Genomic DNA, 12188 nt, shown 5'->3' on the forward strand with positions numbered 1-12188 from the left:
TGGTGGGCGTCGAGCCCAATCGCGGTCCTGCGGGTCTCCGCGGCGCCCTTTTTGCGGGGCGGGGCGCGTCAGCGAACGGCCCGCAGCGCCTCAATATCGCAGCTCGTGATCGCGGCGACGTTGGCCTCGATCAACGCGACCGGCCAATCCCACCAGCGAATGTCGAGCAGGGCCGCGACCGTCGCGTCGTCGAACCGGCGCCGGGCGACGGCCCCGGGGTTGCCGGTGACGACCGAGTAGGCCGGCACGTCGCGCGTCACCACCGCCCGCGCGCCGATGATGGCGCCGTCGCCGATGGTCACGCCCGGCATCACCATCGCCTCCATCCCGAACCACACGTCGTTGCCGACGATCGTGTCGCCCTTCGGCTGCGCCTGCTCGAACATGGCCCGGATGTCCTCGGCGGTGGTCGCCGACGACATCATGAAGTTCTGGAACGGGTACGTCGAGATGCCGCCCATCGCGTGGTTGGCCGAGCTCGTGACGAACCGGACCCCGTGCGCGATCTGGCAGAACCTGCCGATGACCAGCCGCTCGGGGCTGAGCGGAAAGAGGAACGGGGCGAGGTAGGCCGCATGGTCGTCGAGCGGCTCCAGATGCCCGAAATAGGTGAAGTCGCCGATCTCCATGCGCGGGTGCGAGATCGCGCGATTGAGATGCACGACGGTGCGCACCGCCGTCCCGTCGGGCATCACCATCGGGTGGGTCTGCGTCGGGTCGAGGGGTCTCGACATCGTTCGGCGCTCCGGGGTCAGAGGACCCCGTTCGGGTCATGCAGGCGCCAGATGTAGTACGGACGCTGCTGCGGATCGATATGCACGTGCTGGATCTTGCCGGTCCACGTGAAATCGTACTCCGCGACGAGGTCCGTCACCTGGATCGAGGCGTGGTCGGGCAGGCCGAACTCCCACAGCGGCACCTCGAACTCGGCGCCGTGGGCGTGGTGCGGGTCGAGGTTGATCGCGAACAGCAGGAAGGACGACCGGTCCTTCGTCCGCTTGCCGTAGTAGATGATGTTGTCGTTCCACATGTTGTAGAATGCGAGGTTGGTGAACTCCTGCAGCGCCGCGTGGTTCTTGCGCAGGTGGTTCATCAGCCAGACATCGTGGCGGATGTGCCCCGGCCGGTCCCAGTCCCATGCCCGCAGCTCGTACTTCTCGGAGTTGAGGTATTCCTCCTTGCCGGGAACGGGCGTCCCCTCGCACAGCTCGAACCCGTTGTAGACGCCGTAGACGCCCGCCAGCGAGGCGGCCAGCACCAGCCGCACCTGGAAGCCCGGCCGGCCGGAGGTCTGCAGGTAGACCGGGTTGATGTCCGGCGTGTTGACGAAGAAGTTCACGCGCATCGTGTCCTTCTTCACCGTGGTGGTGAGCTCGGTCATGTACTCGGTGAGCTCGGCCTTCGTGTTGCGCCACGTGAAGTACGAGTAGGACTGCGTGAAGCCGATCTTGGCGAGGCGATGCATCACCTTCGGCCGCGTGAAGGCCTCGGCGAGGAAGATCGCGTCCGGATGGTCCTTCTGGACCTCGGCGATCAGCCACTCCCAGAAGGTGAAGGCCTTGGTGTGCGGGTTGTCGACCCGGAAGATCTTCACGCCGTGTGCGATCCAGAAGAGGAAGATGTCCTTCTGCGCGTGCCACAGGGCCGGGATCGGCTCGTCGCCGTCGTAGAAGCGGACGTTGACGATGTCCTCGTACTTCTTCGGCGGGTTCTCGGCGAACTTGATGGAGCCGTCCGGGCGCCAGTCGAACCAGTCCGGGTGCGACTGGATCCACGGGTGGTCGGGCGAACATTGCACCGCGTAGTCGAGCGCGATTTCCAGCCCGTGCTCGGCGGCGGCTTCGACGAGGCGCTCGAAGTCCTCGAAGGTGCCGAGCTCGGGGTGGAGCGCATCGTGCCCGCCCTCCGCCGAGCCGATGGCGTACGGGCTGCCGGGGTCGCCCGGCTCGGCCTTGAGGGAGTTGTTGCGCCCCTTGCGGTTGGTCTTCCCGATAGGGTGGATCGGCGTGAAGTAGAGGACGTCGAAGCCGAGCCCCTGGACGTAGGGAAGCCGCGCGATGACGTCGTCGAAGGTGCCGTGGCGCGTGGCATCGCCCGACATGGAGCGCGGCATCACCTCGTACCACGCGGCGAAGGCGGCGGCCCTGCGGTCCACCGTCAGCGGCAGGATCTTGTAGTGCGAGAGGTTGGCGCGGTGGCCGGCGTGCTGCATCAGCGCCGCCGTGTCGTCGGTCATCAGGACGGCGAAGCGCTCGTTGTCGGAGGCATCGCTCATCCGCTCGGCGAGCGCCTTCAGCGCCGACTGCTGCCCGGCGGTTCCCCGCCCGCATCCGACGGACCTCGCGATCAGCCTGGCGCCCTCCTCCATCTCGAGCGCGAGCGGAAGGCCGGCGTTGTGCTTCTTGGCCGTGTCGGAGCGCCAGGTCTCCCATTCGTCCCGCCAGGCGATGATGCTGTACTCGTGCGCGGCGTTGTCGGTCGGGGTGAAGTGGCCGCGCCAACGGTCGTTGACGAGGAAGCGCAGCGGTGCCTCGGACCAGTTGTCGACGCCCTTGCGCCGCCACAGGATCGCGCAGGCGACCTTGTCGTGCCCGTCGCCGAAGACGTCGGCCTCGACGATGAACGGCTGACCGACGACGGTCTTGGCCGCGAAGCGGCCGCCGTCGATCTCCGGGTCCACGCCCTCGATGGCCACACGGTCGACGGCGATCTCGGCAATGCCGTCATCCAGGGGCAGGACGGGCTCGGCATCGCTCGCCAGACGGGCCGATACCGATGGGGCCTTGGTTGCAACGCTGGTGTCGGTCATGTCGCTCTCGATCTCGGGCGGCCGGGTCCGCCCCATCACGGGGTGAGGCCTGCCGCCTGGCTCCAATGATCGCGCGTTATCTCACGAAACCGGCGTCCCCCTCATGACATGGCTCCACGCCTTACGGATCCACGACATAGGGGCCTCGCGCGGCCTTTCGCGCCCCATAAGGTATGGGCCAGCCGCAACCGGCGGCAACCCTCCCCGGCCACCTTTACGCGCGCCTCCACGCGCGCCGGCCCCACAGACACGCCCCGCAGAGGCGTCCTCGTCGCGCCGACCGGTCAGCGCTCCGCCGCGTGGTAGAGGGCGGCGAACACCACGGCCCAGATCACGTGCCCGATCAGCGCGACCCAGGTGATCCCGGTCCACGCCAGGAAGGCCGGATTCCCGTTGACGAGGTGCGCCATGACGTAGAGCGCGAACACCCACAGCGCGACGCCGTAGACCACCGCGACGACGATTGAGGGCACCCAGGGCGTCACCGCCCGCGCGATCGGCCGCGCGATGAAGACGTAGCCGATGGGATAGAACAGGACCCCGGTCGCCCAGTGGAGGATCGTCCCGCCGGTCGCCGCGCCCTCGAACGGGCCGAAGAGGGTCCGCAGCGTCTGCGTCGCGAGCGGCTCCGGTGCCAGCCTCGCGAAACCCAACGTCGGCGTAAGCCATTGTCCGAAGAGATCGAACGCGGCCGTCGCGACGACGCCACAGATCAGAAGGATGAAAAGTTTGACCGGAGACATCCTGCTCGATGCCGGGGAACTGGCGATCGTCATGGCTCGCACTCCCTTTGCCTTGCCGTGGCACGTTGACTGCACCCGACGCAAAGCTGGCCCCAATTCGGCGAGCGCATAATAAATTCTTCGGGCGCAGTCCGCACGATCGCGTGTGCGGTGCCCGTGTCATCCCTGCGCAACGATCCCATGTTGCAGCCCATATCGCCACGACGGAAAGGAACGCCCTATGAGCGAGGCACCCGAACGCTACCTTGCGGACCAGAGTGCCGTGGTGACCGGCGCGAGCTCGGGGCTCGGCCGCGCCTGCTCCGTCGCCCTCGCCAAGCGGGGCGCCTCCGTCGCGGTCAACTTCTACCACGACGCTGACGGAGCGGCCGAAACGGTGCGCCTGTGCGAGGACGCCGGCGGCAAGGCCTTCCCCATCCAGGGCGACGTCTCCAGCGAGGACGACGTCAAGGCGATGTTCGCCAAAGCGGTGGAGACCTACGGCACGGTCGACATTCTCGTCGCCAATGCCGGACTGCAGATGGACGCCACGTTCACGGAGATGACGCGCAAGGACTGGGACACCGTCATCGCCGTCAACCTCACCGGCGCGTTCCTGTGCATGCAGGAGGCGGTACGCCAGTTCCGCCGGCAGGGGATGCGAAAGTCCCGCGCCCTCGGCAAGATCATCGCCATGAGCTCGGTGCACGACGTCATCCCCTGGGCGGGCCACGTCAACTACGCCGCCTCCAAGGGCGGCCTGTCGCTCCTCATGAAGAGCGCGGCGCAGGAGCTGGCGGTCGAGAAGATCCGCGTCAACGCCATCTCCCCCGGCGCGATCGCCACCGCGATCAACAAGTCCGTCTGGTCGGACCCGGCGCAGATGAAGGAGCTGATGAAGCTGATGCCCTACGGCCGCATCGGTCATCCGGACGATATCGGCGAGGCGGCGGCATGGATGGCCTCCGACTACGCCGACTACATGACCGGCAACACGATGGTGATCGACGGCGGCATGGAACTCTACCCCGAATTCCGCGACAACGGCTGACCCGTCCCCCCTTCCGCCGCTCCGAGGGAGCGGCCGCCGACCCGCTTCCCCGGCCCCCGCCACGGCCGCCCAGCACAGGACCCCAGGACGCGAACATGGATGCACGCCCGGCCGAGCTGACGGCCACGGACTTCCCGGCGATCGAGGACTACGCCGCGGTCGGCAACCTCGAGACCGTGGCGATGATCGGCTGCAACGGCGCGGTCGAGCTCTTCTGCTACCCGCACTTCGACTCGCCCGCGATATTCGCCGCCGCGCTCGACCGCAACGCCGGCAGCTTCGTGCTGCGCCCGACCTTCGCGCGGCGCGGCGTCCAGCGCTACATCGAGAACACCAACGTCCTCGTCACCCGCTACGAGAAGCACGACGCCGTCGTCGAGGTGACGGACTTCATGCCGATCGGCGACCCCGCCGACGCCAACCAGCTGGTCCGCATCGCGACGGTCCTCGAGGGCGAGGCGGAGATCGCGGCCTCCTGCAAGCCGGCGTTCGACTACGCCCGCGGCCCGACCGCGGCGCACAAGTCCGGCGACCACATCGTCTTCGAGGACGGTGGCGTGACCCTGCCGATGCGCCTCGCCGCGACGCATCCGCTGTCGCTGGACGGTGTGGAGGCGACCGCATCGGCCCGGCTCGGGGCGGGCGAGCGTATGGTTCTCGTCCTCGTGATGGACGACGCCAAGCAGCACCTCCTCAACGACGGCGGCGTCGACCGCGCGCTGGAGGAGACCCTCGACTACTGGCGGGGCTGGACGGCGAAGTCGGACTACGACGGGCCGTGGAAGGGCATGGTGATGCGCTCCGCGCTCGCCCTGAAGCTGATGTTCTCCGACCGCCACGGCGCCATCGTCGCGGCCCCGACCTTCGGCCTCCCCGAGGCCATCGGCGGCGAGCGCAACTGGGACTACCGCTACTGCTGGGTGCGGGACTCGGCGTTCACCATCTACGCGATGCTGCGCCTCGGCTTCTACGACGAGGCGGAGAACTACCGCACCTGGATCCGCGACCGCATCGAGGAACGCGAGCACGAGACGATCGCGCTGATGTACCGGGTCGACGGCACCACCAACCTCGACGAGACCACGCTCGACCACCTCTCCGGCCACCGCGGCTCGCAGCCGGTCCGCATCGGCAACGCCGCCTACCGGCAGACCCAGCTCGACATCTTCGGCGAGGTCGTCGACACGCTCTACCTGTCGCAGAAGTTCATCGCGCCGATGGACGAGCGGCTCTGGCGCGACGTCAGCCGCCTCGTCGACGCGGCGGCGAGCACATGGCACCACCCCGGCTCCGGCTTCTGGGAGATGCGCGGCGAGCCCACCCGCTTTCTCGACGCGCACCTCATGTCGTGGGTGGCGCTCGACCGGGCGATCCGCCTCGCCGACCGCACCGGCCTGCCGCAGAACCCCGCCTGGCGCGAGAACCGCTCGCGCATCGTCGACACCATCGAGACCCAGTTCTGGAACCCCAAGGTCGGCGCCTATACGCAGACCCTGGGCGGCGACAAGGTCGACGCGACCGCGCTGCTGATGCCGCTGATGAAGTACACCTCGACGATGTCGGAGCGGTTCCAGTCGACCCTGCACGTGATCGAGAAGCGGCTGGTCTTCGGCCCGCGCGTGCGCCGCTACGAACCGATCGGGGAGGAGCAGGAAGGGCTCGACGGTCCCGCCGAAGGGTCCTTCGTCGCCTGCTCCTTCTGGTACATCGAGGCGCTCGCCCGCTCCGCCCGCGTCGAGGAGGCGAAGACGCGGTTCGAGGAGATGCTCGCCATGGCCTCGCCGACCGGGCTCTTCGCGGAGGAGGTGGACGCGATGGGCCGCCACCTCGGCAACACGCCGCAGGCCCTCTCCCACCTCGCGATGATCAGTGCGGCCGTCGCGCTCGATCGCGCGATTACGAATGGCGGCGAGGCGTTCTGACCGTCGCTGCCATGGCGCGCGTATGCTAGGAGTGGGGACGATCGCACCCCCGGCGGCGCGGTCAGCCTGTCCGCATCGAGGGAGTGCCGCGCCAGCCCGGCCAGCGCCCCTCTTGCCCGTCCGCACCACGTTCGCCGCGCCAGCCCCGTCGCGCCACCAGGGAGACCCGTCATGGACATCAGTCCCGCCCACAACCAGTCACTCGAGGACCTCGCGCGCGAGAACGTCCTGCATCCGTTCACGTCGCCGAAGGGCCTGCTGGAGACGGGTCCGACCGTCATGCTCGAGGGCAAGGGCGCGCGGCTGACGGACGCCAAGGGCAAGGTCTACCTCGACGGCCTCGCCGGACTCTGGTGCGTCAACGCCGGCTACGGGCGGATCGAGATCGCCGAGGCGATCTTCGAGCAGGCCAAGAAGCTGCCCTACTACCACCAGTTCTCGGCGATGGGCACCGAGCCCGGCATCTACACCGCCGACAAGGTGAAGCGCCTCGCCCCGGGCAGGATGGCCCGCGTGCTGTTCGGCTGCTCCGGTTCGGACGCCAACGACACGCAGGTCAAGATCGCCTGGTATTACAACAACCTGAAGGGGCGCCCGCAGAAGAAGAAGATCCTCGCCCGCAACCGCGCCTACCATGGCGTCACTGTCGCGGCAGGGTCGCTGACGGGCCTCGCCTACGTCCACGACGCGTTCGACCTGCCGGTGCTGCCGGTCATCCGCCTCACCTGCCCGCACTACTACCACGAGCAGCAGCCGGGCGAGTCCGAGGACGCCTTCTGCGACCGCCTCGTCGAGGAGCTGAAGACCACCATCGAGCGGGAAGGCGCCGAGACCATCGCCGCCTTCATCGCCGAGCCGGTGATGGGTGCGGGCGGCGTCGTCTTCCCGCCGAAGGGCTATTTCGAGAAGGTCTCCAAGGTCCTGAAGGACAACGACATTCTCTTCATCGCCGACGAGGTCATCTGCGGCTTCGGCCGCCTCGGCACGCCGTTCGGGGCCGACTACTTCGGCTTCGAGCCGGACATGATCTCCGTGGCGAAGGGCATCACCTCCGGCTACCAGCCGCTCTCGGCGGTGCTGGTCGGCGAAGAGGTGTGGGAGACGATCCGCGACGCGTCGGCCCACCTCGGCGTCTTCGGCCATGGCTACACCTACACGGCGCACCCGATCGCCTGCGCCGCGGCCAACGCCAACCTCGACATCATGGAGCGCGAGAAGCTCTTCGACAACGCAGCCGAGACCGGCGCCTACCTGCAGGAGAAGCTGCGCCAGCGCTTCGCCGGCGACCCGCACGTCGGCGAGATCCGCGGCGCCGGCATGATCGCCGCGGTGGAGCTCTCCGCCGACCCCGCGACGCGCAAGACGTTCGACCCCTCCAAGGGCGTCGGCAAGGCGGTCGCGGCCGAGGCAATGAGCCGCGGACTTATTGTGCGTCCGATGATGAACGACGCGCTCGCGATGTCGCCGCCGCTCATCATCACCCGCGCGGATGTGGACGAGATGGTGGATAACCTGGCCGCCTCGATCGACGCCAAGCGCGACATGATCGCAGCCGCCGCGAAGGCCTGACGCGAGAACATGTCCGCCCGGCGGCCTGCCGCCCGGGCGGACACTCCGCACAGGGGCTAGTCCGCGCAGGGACGGTCCGCCGCCCTCGTCGAGATGGAGACCGCGCGGAACCCGCGTTCCCGATCCGGCAGCCCGCCGCACCGCGAGGCCTTGCCTCCGCGGCAGGGCCGGCGGCAAATGCGTCGACCGCCGCCGGCATGCGGCGGAGGGCGAAGGCCATGTGGGCGATGCTCGGATGCCTGGATCCGTGCCGGTCGGCTGGATCGGGGTGACCCGAAGGCCGAAGGGACGCGGTTGTAGCCGATCACGTCGTCCGCGTGATCCAATAGAACCGCGCTGTGCTAGCGCAGCATACCCTTCACCAGGTTGCTGGCCCGGCCGATGTCGAGTTGGTCCGGATAGCGTTTCTTGAGCGCGGTAATCGTCCGCCCGACGTCGCGCAGGCCCGCTGCGCCGATGTCGTTGACCACCTGCGCACAGGCGCTCCGGAGGGTCGGTTCGTCCATCAGCGGCGGCATAAACTCGCGGATCGTCTCGATCTCCGCCTTGGTCTGCCGAACGGTTTCCAGATCGCCGGCCTTGCGGTCCGCCACGATCTGCTCCTCGCGCTGCTTGATCATCTTGGCGAGGAGCGCGGCGATCTCCGCCTGCGTGATCTTCTCGCCGTTGCCGACACAGTGCGCCTGGTCGCGGTCACGAATGGCCGCCTGCATCAGGCGCAGCGTACAAAGTCGTCGCCGCTCATCGTGATGAGCGGCTTCTTTTACGGCGGCTTGCAGTTGTTCTCGTACGTTCATGATCACACCCTGCTGACACGGTCGCTGCGCGTTCTGTGGCGCTTAACACCCTTGAACATCAGCGCCAAGCACGCAACTGGTTCCTTACAATTGCGCCGATCGTTCGCGCAGCACTGCGACCTTCACGCATCGCTGCCATGTCTTCCTGTCGTGCGGCTGACTAAAATGGCGAATTTTCCCAATTTGCCAAGCCTACCTTACCGCGTGTTCACCTTTCCGACCCTTACATATGGTTAACGCCCGAAATGCCGGGGTGTTCAACCGATCCCGTCACGTTTACATCCTGTGGAACCAGAACAGGGAAAAGTGTGGATGGACGGTTGGGTCGAACCGAAGCCTACGGCATGTCTCGCATTGGCCGACGGGCTCGTGTTGCGCGGCATGGGAGCAGGCGCCGTCGGGACGGCGGTCGGCGAAGTGTGCTTCAATACGGCAATGACGGGGTATCAGGAGATCCTGACCGATCCGTCGTACGCCGGGCAGATCGTCACCTTCACCTTCCCCCATATAGGTAACGTCGGCGCCAATGACGACGATATCGAGACGGTTGCGGAGGAGGCGCGGAGCGCAGCGCAGGGTTGCGTCCTGCGCGCGGCTATCACGCGGCCGCAGAGCTGGCGCGCCCGCGAAGGCTTCGACGCCTGGCTGGAGAAGCGCGGCATCGTCGCGATCACCGGCGTCGATACCCGCGCGCTGACGTCGCATATCCGCGAAGGCGGCATGGTCAACGCCGTGATCGCCCACAACCCGGAGGGCGTGTTCGACGAGCCGGCCCTCGTCGAGATGGCGCGAAAGGCCCCGGACATGGCCGGCGCGGAGATCGCCACCACGGTGTCGACCCGCCACGCCGCGCCCTGGCACGGCGGCGCATGGACCTGGCCGGGCTTCTACGGCGAGATCAAGGGCGACGGGCCGCGCATCGTCGCGCTCGATTACGGCATCAAGGGCAACATCCTGCGCCTCCTCGCGGAGCGCGGCGCCAATGTGACCGTGGTCCCGGCGAACGCGACGGCGGAAGAAATCCTCGCGCTCGACCCTGACGGTCTCTTCCTCTCCAACGGCCCCGGCGACCCGGGCGCGACGGGGAAGATCGTCGGCGAGACGCTGAAGACGCTCATCGACCGGCGCCTGCCGACCTTCGGCATCTGCCTCGGCCATCAGCTCCTCGGCCACGCCATCGGCGCCAAGACGAAGAAGATGCGCCACGGCCATCACGGCGCGAACCACCCGGTGCTCGACATCGACACCGGCGCGGTCTCGATCGTGTCCATGAACCACGGCTTCACGGTGGATGCGGCGACGCTGCCGAAGAACGCGCGCGAGACACACCGCTCGCTGTTCGACGGCTCGAACTGCGGCCTCGCGATGACCGACCGCCCGGTCTTCTCGGTGCAGTACCACCCCGAGGCGTCGCCCGGCCCGCACGACAGCTACAACCTGTTCGACCGCTTCTTCGCGATGATCGCCGAAGAAAAGGCGCAGACCGCCCTGTGAGCGGCCCGCTCGTGATGGTCGAGGACGCCCTCGCGGCGGACCTCGAGGCGATCGCGGCGCTCAACAACGCCGCGGTCCCCAACGTCAACGCGCTGACGCCGGACGAAATGGCGGCGATCGCCGCCATGGGCGCGCTGCGGATCACGCGAACCGCGGGCGCCGTCTCCGGCCTGGTCCTCACCATCCCCGAGGGCCGGCCGTACGACAGCGCGAACTACCGCTGGTTCAGCGGGCAGTTCGACACCTTCCTCTACGTCGACCGCGTCGTCGTGGCGCCGGAGGCCCGCGGCCTCGGCGTCGGCCGCGCCCTCTACATGGACACGTTCGCCCGCACCCAGTCGCTCGGCCGGCCGCGCGTGTGCGCCGAAGTCAACGTCGAGCCGCCGAACCCGGGGTCGATGGCCTTCCACGCGGCGATGGGCTTCAACGTCCTCCTCGACCGCTTCAACGAGAGCGCCGGCAAGACGGTCCGGATGATGGAACGCCCCGTCTGACACGCCGCGCGGACCGGGGCGAGACCCCGCCCGCGCCGCACCCGCACACGCCGCGCACTTGACAGCGGCGGGCCCCGCGGTGCGCCGTCTCCCTTGCGCCCGCGACAGAACGGGCGAGAGGAGACGCCATGAAGATCACCGCCGTCCGCAGCCACCGGCTCGGCTACCAACTGCCTGAAACGCTCGGCTACTCGCAGCAGATGTACGACCGACGGTCGGCGCATCTGGTCGAGGTCTCGACCGACGAGGGCATCACCGGCTGGGGCGAGTGCTTCGGCCCCGGCCCGGTCGCCATCGCCAACCAGACCATCGTCGAGCAGGTGATCGCCCCGCTCATCGTCGGCCGCAACCCGATGGACCGGGAGGTGCTCTGGCACGAGGTCTACAACCGGCTGCGCGACCACGGGCAGAAGGGCATGCCGCTGCAGGCGCTCTCCGGCGTGGACATCGCGCTCTGGGACCTCGCCGGAAAGGCTACGGGACAGTCGATCGCGACCATGCTCGGCGGACGCTTCCGCGAGAGCGTCCCGGTCTACGGCTACGGCATGATGCTGCGCCCGGACACGACCGACCTGCCCGCCCGCTTCGCCGAGGAGGCCGCCGCCATCGAGGCCGCCGGCTTCACCGCCACCAAGATGAAGATCGGCCTCGGCGTCGCGCAGGATATCCGCCTGGTGGAGGCGGTCCGCGGCGCGCTGCGCGACGAGACCCGGCTGATGGTGGACGCCAACCACGCCTACCACGTCACCCAGGCCTTCGCGGTGGGACGAGCGCTGGAGCAGCTCGGCGTCTACTGGTTCGAGGAGCCGGTCGCGCCGGAGGACCTCGACGGCTACCGGGAGCTGCGCGCCGGCCTCTCGGTCAACATCGCCGGCGGCGAGGCGGAGTTCACGCGCTGGGGCTGGCGCGCCCTCCTCGAGAAGCGGTGCGTGTCCATCGCGCAGCCGGAGGTATGCGGCCTCGGCGGCATCTCCGAGTTCATGAAGGTGCTGACCCTGTGCCAGACGCACATGGTGCCGGTCGTCAACCACGTCTGGGGTTCCGCGGTCTCGGTCGCGGCGAACCTGCAGCTCCTCGCCGCGCAGCCGCCGCTCCCCGGCGGGCTCCATCCCGACGAGCCGATGCTCGAGTACGACACCACCCACAACGCCTTCATGACCGACCTGCCACTGGAAGGGCTCGGCGTCACGGAAAGCGTGGCTGCGACCGGCCGCGCCGCGATTCCCGACCGGCCCGGCCACGGCGTCGTGCCGGACCCGGAGGTGCTGGAGCGCTACCGCCTCCGCTAGCCGCCACCCGGACACCCGGCACGAAAAAAGGCCGCCGGCAT

The 12188-nt window shown here is 68.4% G+C and carries 10 protein-coding genes; 6 read left to right on the forward strand and 4 right to left on the reverse strand.

Going from position 1 to position 12188, the window contains the following annotated elements; translation table 11 throughout:
* Positions 1 to 68: 68 nt before the first annotated feature.
* The 3 genes from DLJ53_RS00220 to DLJ53_RS00230 all read right to left on the reverse strand — a co-directional run bounded on the left by DLJ53_RS00220 (position 69) and on the right by DLJ53_RS00230 (position 3585).
* Positions 69 to 734 carry a CatB-related O-acetyltransferase gene (locus tag DLJ53_RS00220; RefSeq protein ID WP_111341203.1) on the reverse strand — a complete coding sequence of 222 codons (666 nt, stop codon included), beginning with the start codon at positions 732 to 734 and terminating at the stop codon, positions 69 to 71.
* A gap of 17 nt (positions 735 to 751) precedes the next feature.
* On the reverse strand, positions 752 to 2809 hold the full coding sequence (locus DLJ53_RS00225; RefSeq protein WP_111343902.1) for an alpha-1,4-glucan--maltose-1-phosphate maltosyltransferase: 2058 nt from the start codon (positions 2807 to 2809) through the stop codon (positions 752 to 754).
* Between the two features lie 284 nt (positions 2810 to 3093).
* The gene (locus tag DLJ53_RS00230) at positions 3094 to 3585 is read right to left on the reverse strand and encodes a hypothetical protein (RefSeq protein WP_211100525.1); all 492 of its coding nucleotides are present in this window, start codon (positions 3583 to 3585) and stop codon (positions 3094 to 3096) included.
* 187 nt (positions 3586 to 3772) lie between these two features.
* On the opposite strand from DLJ53_RS00230, the gene DLJ53_RS00235 reads away from it, so the two are divergent.
* The 3 genes from DLJ53_RS00235 (at position 3773) to DLJ53_RS00245 (ending at position 8073) form a co-directional block, all read left to right on the forward strand.
* Positions 3773 to 4582, forward strand: a complete 810-nt coding sequence (locus DLJ53_RS00235; protein WP_111341208.1) for a glucose 1-dehydrogenase — start codon at positions 3773 to 3775, stop codon at positions 4580 to 4582.
* 95 nt (positions 4583 to 4677) lie between these two features.
* Positions 4678 to 6504 carry a glycoside hydrolase family 15 protein gene (locus DLJ53_RS00240; protein ID WP_162408735.1) on the forward strand — a complete coding sequence of 609 codons (1827 nt, stop codon included), beginning with the start codon at positions 4678 to 4680 and terminating at the stop codon, positions 6502 to 6504.
* A 171-nt stretch (positions 6505 to 6675) separates the two neighbouring features.
* On the forward strand, positions 6676 to 8073 hold the full coding sequence (locus DLJ53_RS00245; protein ID WP_111341214.1) for an aminotransferase: 1398 nt from the start codon (positions 6676 to 6678) through the stop codon (positions 8071 to 8073).
* 341 nt (positions 8074 to 8414) lie between these two features.
* On the opposite strand, the gene DLJ53_RS00250 is transcribed toward DLJ53_RS00245, so the two are convergent.
* The gene (locus DLJ53_RS00250; RefSeq protein ID WP_146619844.1) at positions 8415 to 8870 is read right to left on the reverse strand and encodes a GatB/YqeY domain-containing protein; all 456 of its coding nucleotides are present in this window, start codon (positions 8868 to 8870) and stop codon (positions 8415 to 8417) included.
* 312 nt (positions 8871 to 9182) lie between these two features.
* On the opposite strand from DLJ53_RS00250, the gene carA reads away from it, so the two are divergent.
* The 3 genes from carA (at position 9183) to DLJ53_RS00265 (ending at position 12147) form a co-directional block, all read left to right on the forward strand.
* Positions 9183 to 10364 (forward strand): glutamine-hydrolyzing carbamoyl-phosphate synthase small subunit, encoded by a 1182-nt coding sequence (gene carA / locus DLJ53_RS00255; RefSeq protein WP_111341219.1) that lies wholly within the window; start codon positions 9183 to 9185, stop codon positions 10362 to 10364.
* Positions 10361 to 10858, forward strand: coding sequence for a GNAT family N-acetyltransferase (locus DLJ53_RS00260; RefSeq protein WP_111341221.1), 498 nt, complete (start codon positions 10361 to 10363; stop codon positions 10856 to 10858). Before carA ends, DLJ53_RS00260 begins: the two co-directional genes overlap by 4 nt.
* A 128-nt stretch (positions 10859 to 10986) precedes the next feature.
* Positions 10987 to 12147 carry a mandelate racemase/muconate lactonizing enzyme family protein gene (locus tag DLJ53_RS00265; RefSeq protein ID WP_111341224.1) on the forward strand — a complete coding sequence of 387 codons (1161 nt, stop codon included), beginning with the start codon at positions 10987 to 10989 and terminating at the stop codon, positions 12145 to 12147.
* Positions 12148 to 12188 lie beyond the last annotated feature (41 nt).

The organism is Acuticoccus sediminis (assembly GCF_003258595.1).
Taxonomy (GTDB): domain Bacteria; phylum Pseudomonadota; class Alphaproteobacteria; order Rhizobiales; family Amorphaceae; genus Acuticoccus; species Acuticoccus sediminis.